This window comes from Pseudoxanthomonas sp. GM95 (assembly GCF_900109775.1).
Lineage (GTDB): Bacteria > Pseudomonadota > Gammaproteobacteria > Xanthomonadales > Xanthomonadaceae > Pseudoxanthomonas_A.
Window position 1 is genome coordinate 985533 of sequence record NZ_FOAX01000001.1, and the last position, 24442, is coordinate 1009974.

The following is a 24442-nucleotide window of genomic DNA, read 5'->3' on the forward strand; positions in this document are numbered from 1 at the left end:
TCTCAGCCTATGCGATCACCGATCCCTAGAGTGCTTTCCAACCGCTCACCACCCAGATCATCACCCCTTTGAGGACACCGAAAATGGACGAGAACAAAAAGCGCGCCCTGGCCGCCGCCCTGACCCAGATCGAACGCCAGTTCGGCAAGGGCTCGGTGATGCGCATGGGTGACCGCGTGATCGAGGCAACCGAAGTAGTGCCCACCGGCTCGCTGATGCTGGACATCGCGCTGGGCATTGGCGGCCTGCCCAAGGGCCGCGTGGTCGAGATCTACGGGCCGGAATCCTCGGGCAAGACGACCCTGACCCTGCAGGCCATCGCGCAGTGCCAGAAGCTGGGCGGCACCGCGGCCTTCATCGACGCCGAGCACGCGCTGGACCCGATCTACGCCGCCAAGCTGGGCGTCAACGTCGACGACCTGCTGCTGTCCCAGCCCGATACCGGTGAGCAGGCGCTGGAAATCGCCGACATGCTGGTGCGCTCCAACTCGGTGGACATCGTGGTCATCGACTCGGTTGCCGCGCTGACCCCGAAGGCCGAAATCGAAGGCGAGATGGGCGACCAGTTGCCGGGCTTGCAGGCCCGTCTCATGAGCCAGGCGCTGCGCAAGCTGACCGGCAACATCAAGCGCTCCAACACGCTGGTGATCTTCATCAACCAGCTGCGCATGAAGATCGGCGTGATGATGCCGGGCCAGAGCCCGGAAGTGACCACCGGCGGTAATGCGCTGAAGTTCTACGCTTCGGTGCGCCTGGATATCCGTCGCATCGGTGCGATCAAGAAGGGCGACGAGATCATCGGCAACCAGACCCGCATCAAGGTCGTCAAGAACAAGATGGCGCCTCCATTCAAGCAGGTCGTCACCGAGATCCTCTACGGCGAAGGCATCAGCCGCGAAGGCGAGCTGATCGACATGGGCGTGGAAGCCAAGCTCGTCGACAAGGCTGGCGCCTGGTACAGCTACGGCACCGAGCGCATCGGCCAGGGCAAGGACAACTCCCGCACCTACCTGCGCGAGAACCCGGCCGTGGCCGCCAAGCTCGAAGCCGAATTGCGCGAGAAGTTCCAGCCGGCTGAAGTGGCCGGCCGTGAGAACGACGAAGGCGACGATGACTGAGTTCATGCGTTCCATGCAGGCCGGCGCTGCTGTCAGTGGCGGGGCCGGCCTGCGTGGGGCGATGAGTGCCGGGAAGTGGCGCCTGGGCGGGCGTCGCTTCCCGTTTTTCGTTCCAGCGGTCACTGCTGAAACAAGTCAGGAGGGCGCGTCATGACCGACGCACCGGAGGATCTGGCGCTGCCCGCCGAAACGGATGTCGGCACCGTTCGCCGTCGACGTCGCCCGGAACCCACGCCGGTCCAGCGCGCCTTGGCCTTGCTGGTCAGGCGTGAGCATTCGCGCAAGGAGCTGCTGCGCAAGCTCGCCGCGCGCGGAATCGAAGCTGAGGCCGCCAAGCAGGCCGTCGAGCGCCTGGCCGGCGAAGGCTGGCAGGACGATGCACGCTTTGCCGAACTGCTGGTCCGCAGCCGCGTCGGGTCGGGCTACGGCCCGCGCTACATCCAGGTCGAACTGGAAAGCCACGGCCTGTCCGCAGTCGAAATATCGGCCGCGCTGGCGACCTTCGAGGGCGACTGGCGGGAACTGGCCCGCGACCTGATCGCCCGCCGTTTCGGCCCGGACCGGCTGGTGGACCTGTCCGTCCAGCGCAAGGCGGCAGACCTGCTGATGCGCCGGGGCTTCGACGGGGACGCCATCCGGGCGGTGTTACACGGCCTGCCGGAGGACTGAGCCGGCCCGGGTTTGTTACCCTTTGCGGCTCAAGGTTGTCCGGGACGGGCTGGGTCCGCATGTATGGGGGATCGCGGCCCGTTTTGACAGCCGCTCGCCCAACGCAAGCTCCCACATGACCGCCTCGACTTTCAGCAGCAACCAGGTCCGCCAGGACTTCCTCGACTTCTTCCGCGGCAAGGGCCACACCATCGTGCCTTCGGCACCGCTGGTGCCGGGCAACGACCCGACCCTGCTGTTCACCAACTCGGGCATGGTCCAGTTCAAGGACACCTTCCTGGGCGCGGAAAAGCGCAGCTACGTGCGCGCGGCCGACGTGCAGCGCTGCCTGCGGGCCGGCGGCAAGCACAACGACCTGGATGCAGTGGGCTATACCGCCCGCCACCACACCTTCTTCGAGATGCTGGGCAACTGGTCTTTCGGCGACTACTTCAAGAAGGAAGCCATCGCCTGGGCGTGGGAACTGCTGACCGAGGTCTGGAAGCTGCCGGCCGAGCGCCTGCTGGTCACCGTCTACCACACCGATGACGAGGCCTATGCGCTGTGGCACGACATGATCGGCATTCCATCCGAGCGGATCGTGCGGATCGGCGACAACAAGGGCGCGCCGTACGCTTCGGATAACTTCTGGCAGATGGCCGACACCGGTCCCTGCGGCCCTTGCACCGAGATCTTCTACGACCACGGCCCGGAGATCGCCGGCGGCCCCCCGGGTTCGCCCGACGAGGACGGCGACCGCTTCATCGAGATCTGGAACCTGGTGTTCATGCAGTTCGACCGCCAGCCCGATGGCTCGCTGGTCCCGCTGCCGGCGCCGTGCGTCGACACCGGCATGGGCATGGAGCGCCTGGTCGCGGTCCTGCAGCACGTGCACAGCAACTACGAGATCGACCTGTTCCAGACGTTGATCGCCGAGGTCGCACGCCTGACCGGCACCAGTGACTTGGAGAACAAGTCGCTGCGCGTGATCGCCGACCACATCCGCGCCTGCGCGTTCCTGATCGTCGATGGCGTGCTGCCGTCCAACGAGGGCCGCGGCTATGTGCTGCGCCGGATCATCCGCCGCGCCTTGCGCCATGGCTGGATGCTAGGCGTGCGCCAGCCGTTTTTCTCCCAGCTGGTGCCGACCCTTTCGGCGCTGATGGGCGAGGCCTATCCGGAGCTGCCGGCCAAGCTGGATCTGGTCGAGCGCGCCCTGAAGGCCGAGGAAGAGCGCTTCGCCGAGACGCTGGACGCCGGCATGCGCATCTTCGAGGACGTGGCCGCGCGCGCGCAGGGCACGACCATCCCGGGCGTGGATGCCTTCCGCCTGTACGACACCTACGGCTTCCCGGTCGATCTGACTGCGGACATCGCCCGCGAGCGCGGCATGGACGTGGACATGGCCGGCTTCGATGCGGCCATGGAGCAGCAGCGTCAAACGGCCCGTGCTGCAGGCAAGTTCGCTTCAGGAGCGGGCCTTCCGGCTGACCTGGTCGCGCAGCTCAAGCCGACCGAATTCCTCGGCTACGACAGCCTGCAGGCGCAAGGCCTGACCGTGGTTGCGCTGCTGCGCGACGGTCGCCCGGTCCAGCGTTTGGAAGCGGGCGAGTCCGGTGTGGTCCTGCTGGATCGCACGCCGTTCTACGCCGAGTCCGGCGGCCAGGTCGGCGATACCGGCACGCTGCGCGGCGTCGGCAGCCTGTTCCAGGTCAGCGATACCCAGAAGCTGGCCGGCCAGTTCCATGGTCACGTCGGCCAGCTGGTCGAAGGCGCGCTGTCGGTGGGCGACGTGCTGGCCGGCGATGCCGATGCGCCGCGCCGTGGCGCGACCATCCTCAACCACTCGGCCACACACCTGCTGCACGCGGCGCTGCGTTCGCTGCTGGGCACGCATGTCCAGCAGAAGGGGTCGCTGGTGGCGCCCGATCGCTTGCGCTTCGATTTCTCGCACTTCCAGCCGGTGTCGGCTGAGGAATTGGCCGAGATCGAGCGTCGGGTCAACGCGGAAGTCCGCGGCAACCATGGGGTGGAAATCCACCACATGGCCATGCAGGAAGCGCTGGATTTTGGCGCGATGGCGCTGTTCGGCGAGAAGTACGGCGAGAACGTCCGCGTGCTGCGCATGGGCGACACCTCGACCGAGCTGTGCGGCGGTACCCACGTACAGCGCACCGGCGACATCGGTCTGTTCAAGATCGTCAGCGAAAGCGGCGTGTCTTCCGGCGTGCGTCGAATCGAGGCGGTGACCGGGCAGGGCGCGCTGGATTATGTCGACACCGAGGAGCAGCGCCTGGCTGAAGCCGCCAGCCTGCTCGGCGGCAGCGCGGCCGAAGTGGTGGAAAAGATTCGCCAGCTGACCGACCGCCAGAAGAAGCTGGAGCGCGAGCTGGAAAGCCTCAAGGCCAAGGCCGCCTCGGGTGCCACCGCCGACCTGGCCAGCCAGGCCGTGGACGTCGAAGGCGTCAAGGTCCTGGCCGTGCGTCTGGAGGGTTTCGACGCCAAGGCGCTGCGCGATGCGGTCGACCGCCTCAAGCAGCAGTTGGGTGACTCGGTGATCGTGCTGGCCGGCACAGATGCCGGCAAGGCGGCCCTGGTTTCAGGCGTGAACGGCAGCGCAATGGGCCGGGTCAAGGCCGGGGAACTGCTAAGCCACGTCGCCAGTCAGATCGGGGGCAAGGGCGGCGGTCGCCCGGACCTCGCCCAGGGTGGTGGTGAGGACGGGCCCGCCCTTGCCTCGGCGCTGGAGGGGATCAAAACATGGGTGGCGCAACGGCTGGTTGCCTGAAATAGGCGCCTGATCTCTTGCGGGCCGGCATGGCCGGCCGCTACCATGTTTCACGTCTATGAACCTATCTGGAAGTGTTCTGGCAACTACGGGTGCCAAACGCTTCTGCCGGCTTTACGCTAGCCGGATTACGGAGAATTGAAATGTTGATTTTGACCCGCCGTGTCGGCGAAACCCTGATGATCGGAGATTCGGTCTCAGTCACCGTCCTCGGCGTGAAAGGCAACCAGGTGCGCATCGGTATTACCGCGCCCAAGGATGTTGCTGTCCACCGCGAAGAGATCTACCAGCGCATCCAGCGCGGTGAGGAAGCCGGCTCCCCAGCCGAGCACGCCGAGAGCGGTTCTTCGAACTAACGATTTTGTTTGCCGTCTGCGCGTTCAGCCGTTATCCTTGACGGCTGCTGCGTAGCAAGACGCAGTAGTGTTGATTGGAGCGGTGCCCGAGCGGCTGAAGGGGCTCCCCTGCTAAGGGAGTATAGGGTCAAAAGCTCTATCGAGGGTTCGAATCCCTCCCGCTCCGCCAAAGCAATAACCCGCCTTTACGGCGGGTTTTTTGCGTCTGGCGTATGTGTTTTTAAGTGCGTTGCAGACGTTGCTTGCGACGTCGTGCCGTGCGTGGTGCCTACATAGCCGCTCGCGGGCTTGCCGCGCGCTGCGGTAGGGGTGCGCAGCGCATCGGTCGGTGATGCACTGGGGTGTGCGTGTCGAGCGCGCATAGGCGTTTGGTATTTGCCAAAACGCGACCAACAAAAAAGCCAGCAATGAATGCTGGCTTCTTCGTGTTTATCGCATGGTGCGCCCGGAGAGATTCGAACTCCCGACCGCCTGGTTCGTAGCCAGGTACTCTATCCAGCTGAGCTACGGGCGCCTTGCGAGGAGCGAAATTATGGTGATGAAGCGCTACTTCGTCAACACCTTTCGTGAAATTTTTTCTCGATGCTTTTTCGCGTGCTTCGCAGTGCCATCGATTTTGCGGAAGTGAGAATTGGTAGCAACACCGTCGTGCGTCGATGCACGCGCAGGCGATGCGCTCAAAGCTTGTAGTAGTCGCGGTACCACGCCACGAAGTTGGCGATGCCGGTCTGGATCGGCGTCGAGGGCGCGTAGCCCACGTCGCGCTGCAGCGCGCTGACATCGGCGAAGGTGTCCGGCACATCGCCAGGCTGCAGCGGCAGCAGGCGCCGCTGCGCCTTCTTGCCCAGCGCGTCTTCGAGCACCTGGATGTAGTCGAGCAGCTGCACCGGTGCGTTGTTGCCGATGTTGTAGACGCGATACGGGGCATCGGACGTCGCGGGATTCGGCGCCAGCGGGTCGTAGTGCGGATCCGGGCCAGGCACATGGTCGAGCGTGCGGATCACGCCTTCGACGATGTCGTCGATGTAGGTGAAGTCGCGCGTGTGCTGGCCGTTGTTGAACAGGTCGATCGGCTCGCCCGCAAGGATGCGCTGGGTGAACTGGAACAGCGCCATGTCCGGACGTCCCCACGGGCCATACACGGTGAAGAAGCGCAGGCCCGTGGTCGGCAGGCGATACAGATGGCTGTAGGTGTGCGCCATCAGCTCGTTGGCCTTCTTGCTGGCCGCATACAGGCTCAAGGGATGATCGACGCTGTCTTCCACCGCGAAGGGCAGCTTGCGGTTGCCGCCGTACACCGAGCTGGACGAGGCGTAGACCAGATGCTCTACGCCGCGATGGCGGCAGGCTTCCAGGATGTTCATGAAGCCGACCAGATTGCTCTCTACATACGCGTGCGGGTTCTGCAGCGAGTAGCGCACACCGGCCTGCGCGGCCAGGTTGACCACGCGCTGCGGTGCGAAGCCATCGAAGGCCGCTTCCAGCGCCGGCCGGTCTTCCAGACTGCCGCGGATCATCGAGAAGCCCGGCTGGCCTTCCAGGCGGCGCAGGCGCGCTTCTTTCAGCGAAGGATCGTAGTAGTCGTTGAGGTTGTCGTAGCCCAGGACTGTGTCGCCGCGTTCCAGCAGGCGCTCGCTCAGTCGTGAGCCGATGAAACCGGCGGCGCCGGTGACGAGAATCTTCATGGGTGTTCTCTTGCGATCGATAAGGGAGTGACCTGGCTTAGAGCCGGTCGTCGACATCGGTGCGGGGCAGGGCGCGCTGCACGTCGAACAGCGCGCCCTTGGGCTTCGCGAAGGCGCGCACGCCGGCGCCGCCCAGTGCGATGAATTCACGGTGCGCCACCGCCAGGATCACCGCGTCGTAGTGGTCGTGCGGCGGTGCTTCAACCAGTTCCAGGTCGTATTCGCGCTGTGCTTCGGCAGCATTGACCCAAGGATCGTGGACATCGACCTGCACGCTGTACTGGCGCAGCTCGCCGATGATGTCGATCACCTTGGTGTTGCGCAGGTCTGGGCAGTCCTGCTTGAACGCCAGGCCGAGCACCAGCACGCGTGCGCCGGAAATCGGCTGGCCGCGCCGAGCCATCAGCTTGACGGTGCGCTGGGCGACGTGCGCGCCCATGCCATCGTTGATGCGACGTCCTGCAAGGATGACCTCGGGATGGTGGCCCACCTGCTGCGCCTTGTGGGTGAGGTAATACGGATCCACGCCGATGCAGTGGCCGCCCACCAGCCCGGGCTTGAAACGCAGGAAGTTCCACTTGGTGCCGGCCGCTTCCAGCACATCGCCGGTGTCTATGCCCAAGCGATGGAACAGTAGCGCCAGTTCGTTGACCAGGGCGATGTTGACGTCGCGCTGGGTGTTTTCGATGACCTTGGCGGCCTCGGCTACGCGGATGCTCGGTGCGCAGTGCGTGCCGGCCTGCACGATGCTGCGATAGAGCGCATCGACGCGTGCGGCGGCTTCGGGCGTGGAGCCGGACGTCACTTTGACGATGGTTTCCAGCCGATGCTCGCGATCGCCCGGATTGATGCGCTCGGGGCTGTAGCCGGCGTGGAAATCCTGGTTGAAGACCAGGCCCGATTCGGCTTCGATGATAGGGATGCAGAACTCTTCCGTCGCGCCCGGGTACACCGTTGATTCGAAGATCGCCAATCCGCCGCGTTTGATCGCACGCCCCACCGTACGACTCGCAGCCTCCAGTGCACGCAGATCAGGTCGCCGGTAATCATCCACCGGTGTGGGCACCGTCACGATGAAGCTGTCGCATCCCTCCAACTGCGCCGGATCATCCGTGACGGTCAGATGCGTCGCTTCCAGTAATTGCTCGGGCGACATCTCAAGCGTGGTGTCCTGATGGGCCTTTAGAGCTGCCACGCGTGCGCGACTGATATCGAACCCAATCGTGTCGTGCAGCCGCCCAAACGCGACGGCCAGCGGCAGGCCAACATAGCCAAGGCCGATGATGGCGATCTTCGGGGTGTCGGTGCTGAACTTCGACATGAAGGAGGCGTTCCTTGAGCAGGCCGGAGCAGGGCGGCCCCGACATAGGATCGCATTGCCGCCGATCAGGCGCGATCTACGGCAGTTTTCACCGGCTGCTGGCTGTTAAGCCAAGTTGTTGATCAAGGCCGCGGCGATGGCCTGCGGGTCCTGCATCCACGCAAAGTGATCGGACCTGGTGCCGAGCGCTTTGGCATCAAGGATCACGGGCGGCGCGGATGCCGTGCGGAACTTGTCGGTCAGTCCCTTGAGAGATGCCGCAGGGGCAAACCAGTCCTGCGCCAGCAGCACACTATCCACCGGAACGGCTAGCTGCGATAACGCCTGCTCAAGATCGACTGCCATGCCGCGACCTGCATAGCGCCCACTCAAACCGACCCGCGACCAGTCATAGATCACGCCGCGCGCCTCGTTGCCGCCGAAGCCGATCCTGCGTCCAGGCAGGGCGCCATTGCGCTGGGCCAGCCAGCGCATGAAGCGATACGCCAGCGGCAGCAGCCAGCCTCGCGGGCCCGGGAAACAGCGCCAGTATGGCGTGCCGCTGGCCACCAGCCACAGCCGTTGCCACGGCGTTTCGGCGGAAAGCGCGGCGTGGCACGCCGCCAGTTGGCCGCCCAGGCTGTGTCCGCCGATCAGCAGTGGCTGCTGCGGCAACGCCGCGGCCAATGCCGCCTGACTTGCAGGCAGATCGTGTTCGAGCAATGCCTTGTAGCCCCAGTCGCTATGCCTGCCCGCGCGCAGGGTGCTGCTGCCGTGCCCGCGCCATTCGTGCAGGCCCACGGCGATGCCGTGCCCTGCCAGCGCTTCAGCGAAAGGCAGGTAATGGCGCGCGGCCACGCCGAGTGCAGGCACCCACAGCAATGCGGCACGCGGCTGCTCGGGCGCGCGGACCAGCAAGGTCCAGGCGTGGCCATCCGGCGAAGCGACTTCAATGTCGAGTGTCTGCGTCTTCAAGGCACCATCCAGGGTGGTAAGACCAAGCCGACAGTGGCATTGCCGCCATTCGCAGCGTGTGTGGAACCGCCGTCCGGCGGTGGTGCATCGTCTTCGAGGACGTCGCCGACGCGGCCCGCTGCCTGCGATGACGGCTGCATCCACCGAAGCGGGATCGCTGCTCAATACCCACCAGATGGTGCAGGCGATCGTGAGCGCTAGCACTAGCGCAGCCGCCAACGGGATGGCCGAGAGCAATCACCACTTAGCAGTTATTGCGATAGCAAATCGGCCAGTCTCGCCAGCGGCAATCGCCAATGCTCTGACGATCTAGATGCCGGCGATGCCGTGCAGTGCGGCCATCACCGCGTCTGACCAATGGGATGGACCAGCTCCGAGCGTGTGGCTCCTGGCTGGGACGCGGGTAGACCCGCGTCCCAGCCGTGATCTTACGCAGGATTGCCGAGCGTTTAGAGCACTTCGGAGGCGTAGTCGGCCAGGCGCGAACGCTCGCCGCGACGCAGGGTGATGTGCGCGCTGTGCGCCCAGCCCTTGAAGCGGTCCACCGCGTAGGTCAGGCCCGAGGTGGTCTCGGTCAGGTACGGCGTGTCGATCTGCTCCACGTTGCCCAGGCAGACGATCTTGGTGCCGGGGCCGGCACGGGTGATCAAGGTCTTCATCTGCTTCGGCGTGAGGTTTTGCGCCTCGTCCAGGATCAGGTAACGCGACAGGAACGTACGGCCACGCATGAAGTTCATCGAGCGGATCTTGATGCGCGAGGCGAGCAGGTCGTTGGTCGCCTGGCGGCCCCAGGCGCCGCCTTCCTGGTTGTGCGTCAGCACCTCCAGGTTATCGGTCAGCGCGCCCATCCACGGCGTCATCTTTTCTTCTTCGGTGCCGGGCAGGAAGCCGATGTCCTCGCCGACGCTGACCGTGGCGCGGGTCATGATGATCTCGCGGTAGCGTTGCTGGTCCATGGTCTGGGCCAGGCCCGCGGCCAGCGCCAGCAGCGTCTTGCCGGTGCCGGCGGTGCCGAGCAGGCTGACGAAATCGATCTCCGGATCCATCAGCGCGTTGAGCGCGAAGTTCTGCTCGCGGTTGCGGGCGCTGATGCCCCACACCGCGTGCTGGCCGCTGCGAAAATCATCGACCAGGGTCAGCGTGGCCTTGCCGTCGGCGTTGACCTTGGCCACGCGCATTTCCACTTCGTCCTCGCCCGGCAGGTAGAGGTACTGGTTGGGATACCAGTCTTCCTCATCGGCCATGGTGACTTCGTAGCTGGTGCGGCCACTCTTGTCGCTCCAGGATTTCAGGTCGCCCTGGTGGCGATGCCAGAAATCCTCCGGCAGCGCATTGGCGCCGGTGTAAAGCAGGCTAAAATCGTCCAGCGCCCGGTCGTTCTCATAGTCCTCGGCGACGATGCCGCTGATCGAGGCCTTGATCCGCAGGTTGATGTCCTTGGACACCAGGATCACCGGCGTGCCGGGATGTTCCTCGTGCAGCTGCAGCACCGAGGCCAGGATCTTGTTGTCCGGTGCGATCGCGCCGAAGGTGCGGCCCGGCTCGACCGGCTTGAGCTGGAAATGCAGCTGGCCGATCTGGCCGGGCTGCTTGAGGTTCAGACCCTTGGGGTGGAGCAGGGTGATGCCCAGTTCGATGCGCGCGGCATCGGCGCCGACGATCAGTTCATTGAGGAAACGGCTGACCTGGCGGGCGTTGCGGCTGACTTCGGACATGCCCTTCTTGGCATTGTCCAGTTCCTCGATCACCTGCATCGGCAGGAACACATCGTGCTCTTCGAACTTGAACAGCGCGGTGGGGTCGTGCATCAGCACGTTGGTGTCCAGCACGTAGATGCGCTTGCTTCGTGTCATCGTGGTTTCCTGTGTGTGGACGAACAGACAGACGAACAGCAGCCGGCCACCACGACCCGCGGGGCGGGATGGCGACCGGTGAGGAACACGGGGAATTTCACTGCGAAGTGGCAGCCTTCAGTGCATCGAGCACGGCCTGGGCGTGGCCGGCGACCTTGACCTTGCGCCACTCCGCGGAGATGCGCGAGTCAGGCGAGATCAAAAACGTACTGCGCTCGATGCCCAGCACCTGGCGCCCGTACATGTTCTTTTCCTTGATCACGTCGAAGGCCTTGCACAGGGCTTCGTCGGCGTCGCTGATCAGCGGGAAGTTGAAGCCCTGCTTGGCGCAGAAATTGTCGTGCGACTTGACCGAGTCGCGCGAGATGCCGAACACCTTGGCATCGAGCGCTTCGAATGCCGGCAGCAGGCCGTTGAAGTCGATGCCTTCGGTGGTGCAGCCCGGCGTGCTGTCCTTCGGATAGAAGTACAGCACCAGCCAGTGGCCAGCGTGTTCGGAGAGCGTCGTGGAGGTGCCGCCGGACAGGGCGAGCGGCAGTTTCAGGGTGGACTTCGGAAGCGCTTTGGCTGTTGCCGTCATCTTCAGAACTTCATCGGGTCCATGATCGCGTCCAGGTTCAGATGGTCGCAGAATTCGAGGAAATCGTCGCGCAGCGCGGCGATGTGCATGTTGGCCGGCACGCCGATCGTGACCTGCGCCGAGAACATCTCCGCACCGGTCTGCATCGCACGATAGCGCGTGGACTGCAGGTTCTCGATGGTGATGCCCTGGCGGTCGAAGAAATCGGCCAGCTGGAACAGGATGCCCGGCTTGTCGGCCGCCACCACTTCGACGATGTAGGGCAGCAGGTTGGACTGAACGACCTTGGCGCCGGTGCGATACCAGACCAGTTTCAGTCCTTCCTCGCGCTCCAGCCGGGTCAGCATCGCTTCCAGCTTGGCCACCGCATCCCACGAACCGGTCGCCAGCGCGGTCACAGATACATCACGCCCCACCGTGGACAGGCGCGCATCGACCAGGTTGCAGCCCGAATCTGCAATGCGACGCGTCACTCCCAGTAGCGGCGACTCCGGATGCGTCGTATAGGCGTTGATCAGGAGGTGGTTTTCGTTCGGCGAGGGCCGGGGCGTGGAGTCGGTCAAAGGGGCTTCCGGCATTGCAACGAGTCTGAATGGCGCCCGGGACGGGGCCTGTAGTGCGCGGCCAGCATACTTGCCCGCGCTTTCACGCCGCAAGTAACATCGCTGCCCGTGCGCGGCGTTCCGTGCGTATCACTCCTTACAGGCCTCGATTGTTTCTTTCCGGTTGCATTACCGCCCTGGCCACGCCGTTCTCCGGCAGTGGCAGCCTCGATCTGGATGCCTGGCGCGACCTGCTCAAACAGCAGCTCCGCAGTGGTGTGCAGGGCGTGGTGGTGGCAGGTTCAACCGGTGAAGCGGCCGCGTTGTCGGATGAGGAATACCTCACCCTGATCCGCGAAGCCGTGCAGGTGGTCGCTGGCGCTGTGCCGATCCTGGCCGGCACCGGCCAGATGAACACGGCCCGGACCATTGCCCAGACCCGCCTGGCTGCCGAAGCCGGCGCGCAGATCGCGTTGGTGGTCACGCCGCCGTACGTGCGTGCAACCCAGGCCGGCCTGGTCGCGCATTACCGCGCGGTTGCCGACGAAGGTGGCCTGCCGGTGGTGCTTTACAACGTGCCCGGCCGCACCGGCTGCGACCTGCTGCCCGAGACCGTGGCCGAACTGATCGACCATCCCGGCATCATCGGGATCAAGGAGGCGCGCAGTGAGCCCGAGCGCATGAAGGCGCTGCTGGCGCTGCGTCGCGAAGGTTTCGCCGTGCTGAGCGGCGATGACGGCACCGCCAGCCGCGCGATGCTGGCCGGCGCGGACGGGCTGATCTCAGTCGGCGCCAATGCGATGCCGGTGGCGTTCCGCCGCCTGTGCGACCTGTCGCGTGCTGGCGAGGCTGCGCAGGCGACCCAGTGGGATGCCGGGCTGGCCGAGTTCTATACTTTCCTCGGTATCGAGCCCAACCCGATCCCGGTCAAGGCGCTGCTGCAGCGCCTGGGCTTCGGCCAGGGCTTGCGCCTGCCGCTGTTGCCCCTGTCGCAGGGGCATGCGGAACTGGCGGATCGCCTGGTCGCGCAGCTGGTCGTGCTCGAAGAACAATCCAGTCGCGAACCGCTCGCGGCCTGACTTCAACAGTCTGAATTCAAACGGAGATTCATCCAATGCGTTTTTCCCGTGTTTCGCGTGTCGTCCTGCCGGTGGTCCTGGCGATGTCCATCGTCGGCCTGTCCGGCTGCAAGTGGTTCCACAAGGGGCCCAAGGGCGATTACGCGCTGGAAGCGCAGGCCCGTCCGCTGGAAGTCCCGCCGGACCTGAACGTGCCGAGCACCGCCGGCGCCATGCAGGTGCCGACCGTGGCCGCAGGTGCCGCCGCTTCCGGCGCCGCGCCGGCCGCCGCCAACACCTCGGGCTTCAATGTCGCCGGCAAGCGCGATGACGTGTTCGCCAAGCTCGGCGTGGCGCTGGGCACGGTCGATGGCCTGACCATCGCCAGCAGCGCCCAGCTGCTGGGCAGCTACGACATCTCCTATCAGGGCGTGAGCTTCCTGGTGCGCGTGTCGGAGATCGCCTCGGGCGTGTACGTGTCGGCGGTCGATCCGCGCGGCGTGCCGGCCAATGGCCCGGAGTCCACCCGGCTGATGGCCGAGCTGAAGAACAAGCTCGGCGGGACCTGATCGCCCAGGCGATCGGTTGCATGAAAAAGGCGCCCACCGGGCGCCTTTTTCTTTGCGTGCCTGGCCAGCGGGCTGCGCCGAGGCCGGGCGGAATGCGCTGGGTTCAGCGCTGCAGCAGCGGCAGCTTGTCGGTCTTGCCTTCCCAGTCGGCCGCATCGGGCATCGGGTCCTTGCGCACGGTGATCACCGGCCAGGCCTGAGCCAGCTCGGCGTTGAGCGCGACGAAGGTTTCCTGGCCTGCGGGCACGTCGTCCTCGGGGAAGATCGCGCCGATCGGGCATTCCGGCTCGCACAGGGTGCAGTCGATGCACTCGTCCGGGTCGATCACCAGGAAATTCGGGCCTTCATGGAAGCAATCCACCGGGCACACCTCGACGCAGTCGGTGTACTTGCACTTGATGCAGTTCTCGGTGACGACGAAGGGCATGGCGGACTTCCGGTGTTGCGGGCGAGGGGACTGCGCATTCTATAGGAAGCGCCCGGCGTGGTTCAGGCCGCGCGGCGGCGTGCCGCCTGGGTCGCAGAAACGAAAAGACCCGGCGTTGGCCGGGTCTGATCAGTTCCAAGCAGGAAGTGGTGGTGCTCCCTAGGGAATTCGAATCCCTATTTTAGCCTTGAGAGGGCCACGTCCTAACCGTTAGACGAAGGGAGCGTTTGGGCCACGACTGCTTAGCTGGTTAGTATATCCGCAGCTTGGGCCCCCGGCAATCGGGTTGGCCGCTCAAAAACCAACGGAAGCCGCAATCATCACCGCCGAACTCCAGCCCACCGTCATTCCCCGCGAGGCGCACACCATCTCGCGCCGGGATATCAGTCCCAACGCCCTGCGCGTGCTCTACCGCCTGCGAGACGCCGGCTTCTCGGCCTACCTGGTGGGCGGCGCCGTGCGCGACCTGCTGGTGGGCCATCATCCGAAGGACTTCGACGTGGCCACCGACGCCACGCCCGAACAGGTCAAGCAGCAGTTCCGCAACTGCCGGCTGATCGGTCGCCGCTTCCGCCTGGCGCATGTGGTGTTCGGCCGCGAGATCATCGAGGTCGCCACCTTCCGCGCCAACAGCGACGATGGCAGCGGCGACCGCGAGCTGCACGAGGACGGCCGCCTGCTGCGCGACAACGTCTACGGCACGATCGAGGACGACGCGATCCGCCGCGATTTCACCGCCAACGCCCTCTACTACGCGATCGAGGATTTCTCGGTGCGCGATTACTGCGGTGGGTTCGAGGACGTGATGGCGCGCCGGATGAAGCTCATCGGCGATCCCGAGCAGCGCTACCGCGAGGATCCGGTACGCATGCTGCGCGCGGTGCGCCTGGCAGCCAAGCTGGATTTCACCATCGACGGGCCGACCGCCGATCCGATTCCGGTGCTGGCGCCGCTGCTGGCCGAGGCCGCGCCGGCGCGCCTGTTCGAAGAAGTGCTGAAGCTGTTCCTGTCCGGCAATGCCGTGGCCAGCTTCGAGGGCCTGGAGCGCACGGGCCTGCTGGCCGTGCTGCTGCCCGAAAGCGCCGCCGCGCTCAAGTCCAACCGCAGTGGCGCGCTGCGCCGGATGGTGCTCGAAGGCCTGGCGGGCACCGACCGCCGCGTGGCCAACGACGAGCCGGTCTCGCCGGCGTTCCTGTTCGCGCTGCTGCTGTGGCCGGCGTACTGCAAGGCGCTGATCGGCCTGCAGGCGCAGGGCACGCATCCGGAAGAGGCCGCGCGCCGCGCCGCCGACCGGGTCACCGTGCACCAGCTAACCACGATTGCCTTGCCGCGCCGGTTCTCGCTGCCGATGCAGGAAATCTGGCTACTGCAGTCGCGTTTCTCGCAGCGCCAGCGCAAGCGCGTGACGCGCCTGCTGACCCATCCGCGCTTCCGTGCGGCGTTCGATTTCCTGGTGCTGCGCCAGTCGGCCTCGCCCGACCACGCGGCCGATGTGGAATTCTGGACACAGGCCCAGACCCAGACCCACGACGAGCTTTCGGCGGCGCTGGGCGTCGAAGTGCCAGGCGACAGCTACACAGACGAGGACGCAGTGCCGTCCAAGCGTCGCCGTCGCCGCCGTCGTCGCAGCGGTGCCTCCGGCGCCAGCGGCGAGTGACCGAGCTGACGACCGCCTGCATCGGCCTGGGCGCGAACCTGGGCGATGCGGAGGGGACGCTGCGGGCCGCCTTCGCGGCCATCGGCGCGCTGCCTGGCACCGCGTTGGTTGCCGCTTCGCCGCTGTACGTCACGCCCGCCTGGGGCGTGGAGGCGCAGCCGGATTTCATCAACGCCGCCGCGCGCGTGGACACCACGTTGGACGCGCCGGCCCTGTTGGCGGCATTGCTGGAGATCGAGCACCAGTTCGGCCGCGACCGCAGCCGCGAGCAGCGCTGGGGCCCGCGCACGCTGGACCTGGACCTGCTGCTCTATGGCGAGGCGGTGATCGAACTGCCCGGCCTGCAGGTGCCGCATCCGCGCCTGCATGAGCGGGCCTTCGCCCTGGTGCCGCTGGCCGACGTGGCGCCGGAGCTGCACATCGCCGGCCACGGCAGCGTGCGAGAAGCTGCATTCCGCATCGGACATGACGCCATCCGCGCGTTATGAGTGGATAATGATCGGCTATGAGCACGCACGCCGACAGCAAGCCCTGGACCGTTCCCGCCCTGCGCCAGGCCAAACAGGCCGGCCGCAAGCTGGTGATGCTGACCTGCTACGACTACGGGTTTGCCCGCACGGTTGACGCCGCCGGCGTGGACATCGTGCTGATCGGCGACTCGCTGGGCATGGTGGTGCAGGGACATGACTCCACGCTGCCGGTGAGCTTGGAGGACATGGTCTATCACACGCGCATCGTCGCCCGCGGGCTGGAGCGTGCGCTGCTGGTGTCGGACCTGTCGTTCCAGTCCGATGCCACGCCCGAGCGTGCGCTGGATGCGGCGACGCAGCTGCTGCAGGCCGGCGCGGAGATGGTCAAGCTCGAAGGCGCGGGCCACAAGCTGGACGTCATCAAGTTCCTCAGCGAACGCGATATCCCGGTGTGCTCGCACCTGGGCCTGACCCCGCAGTCGGTGTTGTCCTTCGGCGGTTACAAAGTGCAGGGGCGCGAAGACGCCGCGGCTGAAAAGCTGCTGGCCGATGCGACCGCCGTGGCTAACGCCGGCGCTTCGCTGCTGGTGCTGGAATGCGTGCCTTCGGCGCTGGCCGCGCGCATCACCGCTGCGGTCGAGATCCCGACCATCGGTATCGGAGCGGGCCCGGACTGCGATGGCCAGGTGCTGGTGCTGCACGACCTGCTGGGACTGGAGATGGGCCATCGCCGGCCGAAGTTCGTCAAGGATTTCCTGGCCGAGGGTGGCTCGGTCGGTGGCGCGGTGCGCGCCTATGCGCAGGCCGTGCGCGACGGAAGTTTCCCCGATGCCGCGCATTCGTACTGATCGCGCCGTGCTGATGACTGACACGCGCGGGAAGGGCGCACGATGATCGAAACCATTACCGAACTGGACGCCCTGCGCGCCCGCGTCATGGGCTGGAAGCGGCAGGGCCTGCGCGTGGGCTTCGTGCCCACGATGGGCAACCTGCATGCCGGCCATTACTCGCTGATCATGCTGGCGCGGCAATACGCCGACCGCGTGGTGTCCAGCGTGTTCGTCAACCCGACCCAGTTCGGGCCGAACGAGGACTACACCCGCTATCCGCGCACGCCCGATGCGGACACGACGGGCCTGGAAGGCGCCGGCTGCGACGTGCTGTGGCTGCCGACGGTCGAGTCGATGTATCCGTTCGGGATCGAGCTGGCGGCCAAGGTCCACGTGCCGGGCGTGAGCTCGGTGCTGGAAGGCGAGTGCCGGCCCGGCCATTTCGATGGCGTGTGCACGGTGGTCAGCCGCCTGTTCAACCAGGTGGTGCCGGACGTGGCGGCCTTCGGCAAGAAGGATTTCCAGCAGCTGGCGGTGATCCGGCAGATGGTCACCGACCTGGCGTTCCCGATCGAGATCCTGGGCGGCAGCATCGTGCGCGAGGCCGACGGCCTGGCGATGAGCTCGCGCAACCAGTACCTCTCAAGCGATGAGCGGCCCAAGGCCGCCGAGATCCGCCGCGTGCTGCAGCAGATGCGCGATGCGCTGGTGTCCGGCAACCCGCGCGAGGCCGTGGAAGCCGACGCGCGCGCGCGCCTGACCGCTGCCGGTTACGAGGTGGATTACACCGTCGTGCGCCGCCCGGACCTGTCCGAACCGGCCGACGGTGACACCGGCGCCAAGGTCGCGCTGATCGCGGCCCGCCTGGGCCGCACGCGCCTGATCGACAACCTGGAATTCTGAAAAGCACGCGCTGCATTCTGGGATGCGGCGTGCGCTGCTAGACTCGCCGGCCTGTTTCCGCAGTCCGATACGACGATGCACCTGAGCCTGCTCAAGACCAAGATCCACCGCGCCACTGTCACCCATTCCGAGCTGAACTACGAAGGCTCGATCGCCATCGACGGCAACCTGCTCGATGCCACCGGCATCCGCGAGTTCGAGCAGGTGCACATCTGGGACGTCACCAACGGCGCCCGCTTCAGCACCTACGCCCTGCGCGCCGACGAAGGCAGCGGCATCATCTCGCTCAATGGCGGCGCCGCGCGCCATGTGCAGGTCGGTGACATCATCATCATCGCCGCCTTTGCGAGCATGAGCGAAGCCGAAGCCGAGGCGTTCAAGCCCACCCTGGTTTACGTGGACGGGCAGAACCGCATCACCCACACCAACCAATCGATCCCCAAGCAGGCCGCCTGATGACGAATTTCGACGCGTTGCAGTCCCACGCCACCCGCCTGCGCGGCATCCGCGCCCCGGCCTTGTTGGAACAGGATCCTGCACGCGCGTCGGACTTCGCGCTGCGCGTCGGGCCGCTGTATGCCAGCTTCGCGCGCCAGGGCTATGACCGTGACGCGCTGGCCGCGTTGCATGCGCTGGCCGCCGATCTCGACCTGAAGGCCGCCTACCAGCGCCTGTTCACCGGCGAGGTGGTCAATCCGACCGAAGGCCGCGCCGCGCTGCACACCGCGCTGCGCGGCAACCTCACCGACGCCAAGCCAGCGCAGGACGCCTACGCCGAAGCGGCCAAGGTGCGCGCGCACATGGGCACGCTGGTCGCCGCGCTTGAGGCCAGCGAGGTCACCGACATCGTCAGCGTCGGCATCGGTGGCTCGGATCTCGGCCCACGCCACGTGGCCGATGCGCTGCGTCCGCTCGATGCCAAGCTGCGCGTGCATTTCATCTCCAATGTCGATGGCGCCGCCGCGCAGCGCACGTTGGCAGGACTGGATCCGAAGACCACTGCAGCGATCCTGATTTCCAAGACCTTCGGCACCCAGGAAACGCTGCTCAACGGCAAGATCCTGGCCGACTGGCTGGGCGGCAGCGAACGCCTGTATGCAGTCAGTGCCAACCCGGAGCGCGCGGCCAAGGCGTTCGACATTCCCTCCGAGCGCGTGCTGCCGATGTGGGACTGGGTGGGCGGGCGCTATTCGCTGTGGTCGGCGGTCGGGTTCCCGATCGCGCTGGCGATCGGCTTCAAGCATTTCGAGGCGCTGCTGGACGGCGCTGCGCTGATGGACCGGCACGTGCTGGAAACCCCGGCTGAATCCAATCTCGCGATCCGCCACGCGCTGACCGCGATCTGGAATCGCAACGTGCTTGGCCACGCCGCGCATGGCGTGATGACCTACGACCAGCGCCTGGCGCTGCTGCCCAACTACCTGCAGCAGCTGGTGATGGAAAGCCTGGGCAAGTCGGTGCGCATCGACGGCTCGCCGGTCGTGTCCGAGACGGTGCCGGTGTGGTGGGGCGGGGCGGGCACCGACGTGCAGCACAGCTTCTTCCAGGCGCTGCACCAGGGCACGCAGATCGTGCCGCTGGATTTCGTCGGCACCATTCACAACGACGATCCGTACGCCGAGAACCACATCGCACTGATGTCCAACCTGCTGGCGCAGTCCGAAGCGCTGGCCAATGGTCAGTCCAGCGCTGATCCGCACCGCAGTTACGCTGGCGGCCGCCCGAGCACGATGATCCTGCTCGATCGCCTCACGCCGGAATCGCTGGGCGCGCTGATCGCCATGTACGAACACAGCGTCTACGCGCAGTCGCTGGCGTGGGGCATCAATGCGTTCGACCAGTTCGGCGTGGAGCTGGGCAAGCAGCTGGCCAACGGCCTGCTGCCGGCGCTGAAGGGCGAGGCGGAGGCCGACGATCCGGTGACCAAGGTGCTGCTGGAGCAGATCCGAACGCGCTGAAGTCTCGCAGCCGATCAAGCGGAACGCCGGGCATGTCCCGGCGTTTTGCGTTACGGGGCGCCGTGTTGCGCCAGCGCCCAGCCGACGTGTTCGCGTACCAGCGCCGAAGCGTGTTCGCGCCGCGTGGCCAGTGCTTCCAGTACCGCGGGCGAGGTCGGTGCATTGCCCAGTGCCACTGCGATATTGCGCAGCCAGCGCTCGTGGCCGCTACGGCGGATCGCCGAGCCCTCGGTGCGCGAAAGGAACTCCGTTTCCTCCCAGGCGAACAGCTGCGGCAGCGTGGCGATATCGAGGTTGTTGCGTGCGCGGAAGTCGGGTTCGTCATGGCGCTTGGCGAACTTGTTCCAGGGGCACACCAGCTGGCAGTCGTCGCAGCCGAAAATGCGGTTGCCGATCGGCTTGCGCAGTTCCTCGGGAATCGCGCCGTCGTGTTCGATCGTCAGATAGGCAATGCAGCGGCGTGCATCCAGCCGGTGCGGCGCGATGATGGCCTGGGTGGGGCACACGTCGATGCAACGCACGCAGGTGCCGCAATGCGCGCTGGCCGGCGCGTCGATGGGCAGCGGGATGTCGACGTAGATCTCGCCCAGGAAAAACCACGAGCCGCCGTCCTTGTCGATCAGACAGGTGTGCTTGCCGATCCAGCCCAGGCCGGCGTTGCGGGCCAATGCGCGTTCCAGCACCGGCGCCGAATCGACGAACACGCGATGGCCGATCGGGCCGACTTCTTCCTGCAGGCGCGTGGCCAGTTTCTGCAGGCGGTTGCGCATGAGCTTGTGGTAGTCGCGGCCCAGTGCGTAGCGCGCGACATAGGCGCGTTCACCGTTGGCCAGGGTGGTCCAGGCGTCGTCGCTGTCGTTGCGGCCGTAATCCAGGCCGACCGAAATCACCCGCAGCGTGCCGGGGATCAGCTCGGCCGGACGCGAACGCAGTTGGCCGTGGTTGGCCATCCAGCCCATCGTGCCGTACAGGCCTTCGGCCAGCCAGCTGCGCAGATGCTCTTCGTCCTGGCCCAGTTCGATCCCGGCGATGCCGCACCGCTGGAAGCCCAGCTCGCGCGACAGCACGCGGATGCGCGCGGCCAGGGCGTGGGGATCGGGCGCGATGGCAGACGAAGCACTCATGCGCGCAAGTATAGAATCGCGCGCCATGACGGCTTTGATTCCCCTGCACGGCAGCGCTGCGGCGCGCGCCCTGGACCAGCAGGCCAGCGCACGGCTGGCCGGTGGCGCCTTCGAACTGATGCAGCGCGCCGGCCACGCCGCCTGGCGGGTGCTGCAGGCGCGCTGGCCGCAGGCGCGGCGCATCACCGTCGCCTGCGGGCCGGGCAACAACGGCGGCGACGGCTACGTGCTGGCGCTGGCGGCGCTGCAGGCTAGGTGCGACGTGGTGGTGTTGCATCTGGAAGACCACACGCCGCGCACCGACCTGGCCCAGCGCGCCTGCACCGACTACATCGCGGCTGGCGGCCGTGTCGCGCTGTTTCCCGAGCAGTTTCCACCGGCGGATGTTGTCGTGGATGCGGTATTCGGCATCGGCCTTGCGCGTGCGCCGGAAGGCCAGGCGCAGGCGCTGATCGAGGCGATCAATGCGCAGCCGGCGCCGGTGTTCGCGCTCGACGTGCCCAGTGGGATCGACGCGTCGCTCGCCACCGCGCCGGGCGCGGCGGTGCGCGCGCAGGTGACGTTGCAGTTCATCGTGCGCCACCACGGCCTGCACACCGGTGCCGGCCTTGAGCACGCCGGCGTGCTGTTGCTGGATGCGCTCGACGTGCCATCGGATCTGCTGCAGATGAGCGCACCCAAAGCGCAGTTGCTGCAGCCGGCATCGCTTGCGACCTGGCTGCGTCCACGTCGCACTGACACGCACAAGGGCGAAAGCGGCCGCGTGCTGCTGATCGGCGGCGATCTTGGGCACGGCGGCGCCATCGCGCTGGCGGCCGAAGCCGCGCTGCGCAGCGGCGCCGGCCTGGTCAGCGTCGCCACGCGCAAGGCGCATGTCACGCCGTTGCTGACACGCCGCCCGGAAGCCATGACCCACGCGGTGGAATCGGGCAGCGACCTGCAGCCGATGATCGAGGCGGCCGATGTCATCGCGATCGGTCCCGGCCTGGGTCAGGGCGACTGGGGCAGGGCGCTGCTGCGCCTGGCACTGGAGGCCGGCAAGCCGCTGGTGCTCGATGCTGATGCGCTCAATCTCCTCGCCGCCACGCCGCGCGTTTTGCGCGATGCAATCGTGACGCCGCATCCGGGTGAGGCCGCGCGCCTGCTCGGGCGTTCGACCAGGGACGTGCAGGCCGATCGCTTCGGCGCAGCGGCTGAACTCTGCACCCGGCTGCAGGCCACCGTCGTGCTGAAAGGCGCCGGCACGCTGGTCGCCAGCGAAGGCCAGCTGCCGCGCGTGATTGCGGCCGGCAATCCCGGCATGGCCACCGGCGGCATGGGCGACGTGCTCACCGGCGTGATCGCCGCGCTGCGCGCGCAGGGCCTGCCCGCGTGGGAAGCCGCCAGCGCCGGCGCGCTGTTGCACAGCATGGCCGGCGATGCCGCCGCGCAACGCGGCCAGCGCGGGCTGCTGGCCAGCGACCTGTTCGACCACCTGCAACCGCTGGCCAACCCGGAACCGAACTGATGGACCTGCACCTGGCCACCGCCGAAGACACCGCACAGCTGGGCGTCGCACTGGCCCAGACCCGGCCGCCGTTGGCCGCCGTGCACCTGCATGGCGACCTGGGCGCGGGCAAATCCACGCTGGCGCGCGCCCTGTTGCGCGGCCTGGGCGTGACCGGCGCGGTGCGCAGCCCGACCTACACCCTGGTCGAGCGCTATGCGGTCGAAGGCGGCGAAGCCTGGCATCTGGACCTGTATCGCCTGGGCGACGCGGGCGAGTTGGATTTCCTGGGGCTGGACGAGGCCGTAGCCACGCTATGGCTGATCGAATGGCCGGAAAAGGGCCGCGGCGGCCTGCCACCGCCCGATCTCGAGATTCACCTGGCCATCGACGGTGATGGACGCAGTGCGCGCCTGGTCGCCGGGTCGGACGCCGGCCGCGGCTGGTTGGCGCAGGCGGCAAAAAAGACCAGTTAGGCGCCCCTCCTGCCTGCTGGCCCGAGGAAGTTCCGGCAGGTCACGGATTATTAAGGGAAAAACGGGTTGCATTGGCAGGTCGTTAATGCTTGAATTCGATCCATGCCAATGGGGAAAGCCGCAATTGCTGTTGCTTTGGGGAGCGCTGTGCTGCTCCAGGGCCTCTTGTCGCCCGCATTCGCCGGGCAGGTGAGTGGCATCAACCTGGTCAACGGCGCCACCGGCACCCGCGCGGAGATCGCGCTGCAGGGCGCCGGCCAATTCAAGACCATTTCGCTGGCCGGCCCGGATCGTCTGGTGGTCGACCTGCCCGATTCCACCGCGCTGAAGCAGCTCAAGCTGCCTGCTGCGGTCGGCGTGGTGACCGCCGTGCGCACCGGCCAGCCGGTGCCGGGGACCTTCCGCGTGGTGTTCGACCTGGCCTCGTCGGTCAAGGCGATGACCCCGCGCATGGAGGGCAGCGGCGCGCAGTCGCGGCTGGTGATCGAATGGCCGGGCGACGGCCAGCCGGTCGCCGCCAAGAGCGCACCCAATCCCGTGTCGCCGACCGTCTCCGCCGCGCAGGCCACGTCCGCGCTGACCGCCAATGCCGTGCGCCAGGCCTCGGCCACGCCCGCTGCGCCGGCGCCGGCGCAGCAGGTGCCGGCGGCCGCCGTAGTCGCCGCCACCGCGATGCCGGGCGACCTGTCACCGGCCGCGATCCTCGCCGGCCAGCCCGTGCCCGGCGCCACCGTGCCCGCGCCACAGGAGCCGCAGACCGTCTCGCCAGGCGTGACCATCGCCACCGGCAAGCCGGCACCGGTCGAACCCAAATCCGTCGTGGCGGATGGCCCGGCTAATGTGCTGCCGCAGCCGCGGCTGGCGATGCGTGCCGGCATGCGGCCGCTGGTGATTGCCATCGACGCCGGCCACGGCGGCCAGGATTCTGGCGCGATCGGCCCGACCGGCAAGTACGAGAAGAACGTCACCCTGGCCATCGCCCGCGAGCTGGCCAGGCAGATCGACGCCACGCCCGGCCTCAAGTCCTACCTGACCCGCGATGGCGACTACTTCATCCCGCTCAACCAGCGTGCGGTGAAGGCGCGCGCCGCGCATGCGGACATGTTCATCTCCATCCACGCCGATGCCGCGGAAAACCGCAGCGCCAGCGGTTCGTCGGTGTATGTGCTGTCGCTCAAGGGCGCCACTTCGCAGCGTGCGCGCTGGCTGGCCGACAAGGAAAACTCCTCCGACCTGGTCGGCGGTTACAAGCTGCAGACCGGCGACAGCACGCTGTCCTCGGTCTTGATCGACCTGGCCCAGAGCGGCCACATGCGCGCCTCCGAAGATGCCGCAGGCCACGTGCTGTCGGGCCTCAAGCAGGTTGGCGACGCGCACAAGGCCAGCCTGGAAAAGGCCAACTTCGCGGTGCTGCGCACGTCGGACATGCCGGCGATGCTGGTGGAAACCGCCTTCATCTCCAACTACACCGAAGAGAAGCAGCTCACCGATCCGTCGTTCCAGCGCAAGATCGCCGGCGCGGTGCTCGATGGCGTGGAAACCTACTTCACGCGCCAGCCGCCGCCGGGCACGCTGTTCGCCGCGCGCGCGCAGGCCGCATCGGCGGGTGGCAGCGGCACGGGCGGCGGTTCGCCGTAAG

At 66.7% G+C, this 24442-nt stretch carries 22 protein-coding genes, 3 tRNA genes and 1 pseudogene; 16 read left to right on the forward strand and 10 right to left on the reverse strand.

Annotated elements, in window-relative coordinates; all coding sequences use genetic code 11:
• Window positions 1-83 precede the first annotated feature (83 nt).
• The 5 genes from recA to BMZ17_RS04725 all read left to right on the forward strand — a co-directional run bounded on the left by recA (window position 84) and on the right by BMZ17_RS04725 (window position 5079).
• A complete protein-coding gene (gene recA / locus BMZ17_RS04705; protein ID WP_093136587.1) occupies window positions 84-1118 on the forward strand; it encodes a recombinase RecA in 1035 nt (344 codons plus the stop codon).
• Window positions 1119-1268: 150 nt separating this feature from the next.
• The gene (gene recX / locus BMZ17_RS04710; RefSeq protein ID WP_093136589.1) at window positions 1269-1787 is read left to right on the forward strand and encodes a recombination regulator RecX; all 519 of its coding nucleotides are present in this window, start codon (window positions 1269-1271) and stop codon (window positions 1785-1787) included.
• Between the two features lie 115 nt (window positions 1788-1902).
• Window positions 1903-4554: an alanine--tRNA ligase gene (gene alaS / locus BMZ17_RS04715; protein WP_093136592.1), complete on the forward strand. Its 2652-nt coding sequence runs from the start codon at window positions 1903-1905 to the stop codon at window positions 4552-4554.
• Between the two features lie 143 nt (window positions 4555-4697).
• The gene (gene csrA, locus BMZ17_RS04720; RefSeq protein WP_093136594.1) at window positions 4698-4910 is read left to right on the forward strand and encodes a carbon storage regulator CsrA; all 213 of its coding nucleotides are present in this window, start codon (window positions 4698-4700) and stop codon (window positions 4908-4910) included.
• Between the two features lie 76 nt (window positions 4911-4986).
• A tRNA-Ser gene (locus BMZ17_RS04725) sits at window positions 4987-5079 on the forward strand.
• 268 nt (window positions 5080-5347) lie between these two features.
• On the opposite strand, the gene BMZ17_RS04730 is transcribed toward BMZ17_RS04725, so the two are convergent.
• The 7 genes from BMZ17_RS04730 to BMZ17_RS04760 all read right to left on the reverse strand — a co-directional run bounded on the left by BMZ17_RS04730 (window position 5348) and on the right by BMZ17_RS04760 (window position 11881).
• Window positions 5348-5424 (reverse strand) — tRNA-Arg (locus tag BMZ17_RS04730).
• Window positions 5425-5587: 163 nt separating this feature from the next.
• Entirely contained in the window at window positions 5588-6595 is a 1008-nt protein-coding gene (locus BMZ17_RS04735; RefSeq protein ID WP_093136596.1) for an NAD-dependent epimerase, read from the reverse strand.
• 37 nt (window positions 6596-6632) lie between these two features.
• Window positions 6633-7916, reverse strand: coding sequence for a nucleotide sugar dehydrogenase (locus BMZ17_RS04740; protein ID WP_093136598.1), 1284 nt, complete (start codon window positions 7914-7916; stop codon window positions 6633-6635).
• Window positions 7917-8021: 105 nt separating this feature from the next.
• Window positions 8022-8870: an alpha/beta hydrolase family protein gene (locus BMZ17_RS04745; RefSeq protein WP_093136600.1), complete on the reverse strand. Its 849-nt coding sequence runs from the start codon at window positions 8868-8870 to the stop codon at window positions 8022-8024.
• A gap of 449 nt (window positions 8871-9319) precedes the next feature.
• Entirely contained in the window at window positions 9320-10723 is a 1404-nt protein-coding gene (locus tag BMZ17_RS04750) for a PhoH family protein (RefSeq protein WP_093136602.1), read from the reverse strand.
• Window positions 10724-10820: 97 nt separating this feature from the next.
• On the reverse strand, window positions 10821-11303 hold the full coding sequence (locus tag BMZ17_RS04755; RefSeq protein ID WP_093136604.1) for a peroxiredoxin: 483 nt from the start codon (window positions 11301-11303) through the stop codon (window positions 10821-10823).
• Between the two features lie 2 nt (window positions 11304-11305).
• Window positions 11306-11881, reverse strand: coding sequence for a glycine cleavage system transcriptional repressor (locus tag BMZ17_RS04760; protein WP_093136606.1), 576 nt, complete (start codon window positions 11879-11881; stop codon window positions 11306-11308).
• Window positions 11882-12015: 134 nt separating this feature from the next.
• Here BMZ17_RS04760 and dapA point away from each other — a divergent pair, with 134 nt between their 5' ends.
• Window positions 12016-12924, forward strand: a complete 909-nt coding sequence (gene dapA, locus BMZ17_RS04765; RefSeq protein ID WP_093136608.1) for a 4-hydroxy-tetrahydrodipicolinate synthase — start codon at window positions 12016-12018, stop codon at window positions 12922-12924.
• A gap of 83 nt (window positions 12925-13007) precedes the next feature.
• Window positions 13008-13472, forward strand: a complete 465-nt coding sequence (locus tag BMZ17_RS04770) for a hypothetical protein (protein ID WP_175485525.1) — start codon at window positions 13008-13010, stop codon at window positions 13470-13472.
• 103 nt (window positions 13473-13575) lie between these two features.
• On the opposite strand, the gene fdxA is transcribed toward BMZ17_RS04770, so the two are convergent.
• Window positions 13576-13899, reverse strand: a complete 324-nt coding sequence (gene fdxA, locus BMZ17_RS04775) for a ferredoxin FdxA (protein WP_093136612.1) — start codon at window positions 13897-13899, stop codon at window positions 13576-13578.
• Between the two features lie 150 nt (window positions 13900-14049).
• Window positions 14050-14124: transfer RNA gene (locus BMZ17_RS04780), tRNA-Glu, on the reverse strand.
• Between the two features lie 118 nt (window positions 14125-14242).
• Here BMZ17_RS04780 and pcnB point away from each other — a divergent pair.
• From pcnB to pgi, 6 genes and pseudogenes are all read left to right on the forward strand, one after another.
• A pseudogene (gene pcnB, locus BMZ17_RS04785) lies at window positions 14243-15556 on the forward strand (polynucleotide adenylyltransferase PcnB); the annotation flags it as partial.
• 5 nt (window positions 15557-15561) lie between these two features.
• Window positions 15562-16044, forward strand: a complete 483-nt coding sequence (folK, locus tag BMZ17_RS04790) for a 2-amino-4-hydroxy-6-hydroxymethyldihydropteridine diphosphokinase (RefSeq protein WP_093138044.1) — start codon at window positions 15562-15564, stop codon at window positions 16042-16044.
• Window positions 16045-16061: 17 nt separating this feature from the next.
• Window positions 16062-16874 (forward strand): 3-methyl-2-oxobutanoate hydroxymethyltransferase, encoded by an 813-nt coding sequence (panB, locus tag BMZ17_RS04795; protein WP_093136614.1) that lies wholly within the window; start codon window positions 16062-16064, stop codon window positions 16872-16874.
• A gap of 42 nt (window positions 16875-16916) precedes the next feature.
• A complete protein-coding gene (gene panC / locus BMZ17_RS04800) occupies window positions 16917-17759 on the forward strand; it encodes a pantoate--beta-alanine ligase (protein ID WP_093136616.1) in 843 nt (280 codons plus the stop codon).
• 75 nt (window positions 17760-17834) lie between these two features.
• Window positions 17835-18215 (forward strand): aspartate 1-decarboxylase, encoded by a 381-nt coding sequence (panD, locus tag BMZ17_RS04805; RefSeq protein WP_093136618.1) that lies wholly within the window; start codon window positions 17835-17837, stop codon window positions 18213-18215.
• Complete coding sequence (gene pgi / locus BMZ17_RS04810; RefSeq protein WP_093136620.1) at window positions 18215-19717, forward strand: glucose-6-phosphate isomerase; 1503 nt, start codon at window positions 18215-18217, stop codon at window positions 19715-19717. The genes panD and pgi overlap by 1 nt, the downstream gene beginning before the upstream one ends.
• 50 nt (window positions 19718-19767) lie before the next feature.
• Here the strand turns inward: pgi and queG are convergent, their stop codons facing one another.
• Window positions 19768-20841: a tRNA epoxyqueuosine(34) reductase QueG gene (gene queG / locus BMZ17_RS04815; RefSeq protein WP_093136622.1), complete on the reverse strand. Its 1074-nt coding sequence runs from the start codon at window positions 20839-20841 to the stop codon at window positions 19768-19770.
• 25 nt (window positions 20842-20866) lie between these two features.
• Between queG and BMZ17_RS04820 the strand changes: the two genes are divergently transcribed.
• The 3 genes from BMZ17_RS04820 (at window position 20867) to BMZ17_RS04830 (ending at window position 24441) form a co-directional block, all read left to right on the forward strand.
• Window positions 20867-22348, forward strand: a complete 1482-nt coding sequence (locus BMZ17_RS04820; protein ID WP_093136624.1) for an NAD(P)H-hydrate dehydratase — start codon at window positions 20867-20869, stop codon at window positions 22346-22348.
• Window positions 22345-22803, forward strand: coding sequence for a tRNA (adenosine(37)-N6)-threonylcarbamoyltransferase complex ATPase subunit type 1 TsaE (gene tsaE / locus BMZ17_RS04825; protein WP_093138045.1), 459 nt, complete (start codon window positions 22345-22347; stop codon window positions 22801-22803). The genes BMZ17_RS04820 and tsaE overlap by 4 nt, the downstream gene beginning before the upstream one ends.
• A 108-nt stretch (window positions 22804-22911) precedes the next feature.
• Window positions 22912-24441 (forward strand): N-acetylmuramoyl-L-alanine amidase, encoded by a 1530-nt coding sequence (locus BMZ17_RS04830; RefSeq protein ID WP_093136626.1) that lies wholly within the window; start codon window positions 22912-22914, stop codon window positions 24439-24441.
• Window position 24442 lies beyond the last annotated feature (1 nt).

Bases quoted from the DNA above. Each gene is read 5' to 3' on its own strand.
- recA (WP_093136587.1), top strand. From the start codon at position 84: ATGGACGAGAACAAAAAGCGCGCCCTGGCCGCCGCCCTGACCCAGATC.
- recX (WP_093136589.1), top strand. From the start codon at position 1,269: ATGACCGACGCACCGGAGGATCTGGCGCTGCCCGCCGAAACGGATGTC.
- alaS (WP_093136592.1), top strand. From the start codon at position 1,903: ATGACCGCCTCGACTTTCAGCAGCAACCAGGTCCGCCAGGACTTCCTC.
- csrA (WP_093136594.1), top strand. From the start codon at position 4,698: ATGTTGATTTTGACCCGCCGTGTCGGCGAAACCCTGATGATCGGAGAT.
- BMZ17_RS04735 (WP_093136596.1), bottom strand. From the start codon at position 6,595: ATGAAGATTCTCGTCACCGGCGCCGCCGGTTTCATCGGCTCACGACTG.
- BMZ17_RS04740 (WP_093136598.1), bottom strand. From the start codon at position 7,916: ATGTCGAAGTTCAGCACCGACACCCCGAAGATCGCCATCATCGGCCTT.
- BMZ17_RS04750 (WP_093136602.1), bottom strand. From the start codon at position 10,723: ATGACACGAAGCAAGCGCATCTACGTGCTGGACACCAACGTGCTGATG.
- BMZ17_RS04755 (WP_093136604.1), bottom strand. From the start codon at position 11,303: ATGACGGCAACAGCCAAAGCGCTTCCGAAGTCCACCCTGAAACTGCCG.
- BMZ17_RS04760 (WP_093136606.1), bottom strand. From the start codon at position 11,881: ATGCCGGAAGCCCCTTTGACCGACTCCACGCCCCGGCCCTCGCCGAAC.
- BMZ17_RS04770 (WP_175485525.1), top strand. From the start codon at position 13,008: ATGTCCATCGTCGGCCTGTCCGGCTGCAAGTGGTTCCACAAGGGGCCC.
- fdxA (WP_093136612.1), bottom strand. From the start codon at position 13,899: ATGCCCTTCGTCGTCACCGAGAACTGCATCAAGTGCAAGTACACCGAC.
- panB (WP_093136614.1), top strand. From the start codon at position 16,062: ATGAGCACGCACGCCGACAGCAAGCCCTGGACCGTTCCCGCCCTGCGC.
- panC (WP_093136616.1), top strand. From the start codon at position 16,917: ATGATCGAAACCATTACCGAACTGGACGCCCTGCGCGCCCGCGTCATG.
- panD (WP_093136618.1), top strand. From the start codon at position 17,835: ATGCACCTGAGCCTGCTCAAGACCAAGATCCACCGCGCCACTGTCACC.
- pgi (WP_093136620.1), top strand. From the start codon at position 18,215: ATGACGAATTTCGACGCGTTGCAGTCCCACGCCACCCGCCTGCGCGGC.
- queG (WP_093136622.1), bottom strand. From the start codon at position 20,841: ATGAGTGCTTCGTCTGCCATCGCGCCCGATCCCCACGCCCTGGCCGCG.
- BMZ17_RS04820 (WP_093136624.1), top strand. From the start codon at position 20,867: ATGACGGCTTTGATTCCCCTGCACGGCAGCGCTGCGGCGCGCGCCCTG.
- BMZ17_RS04830 (WP_093136626.1), top strand. From the start codon at position 22,912: ATGGGGAAAGCCGCAATTGCTGTTGCTTTGGGGAGCGCTGTGCTGCTC.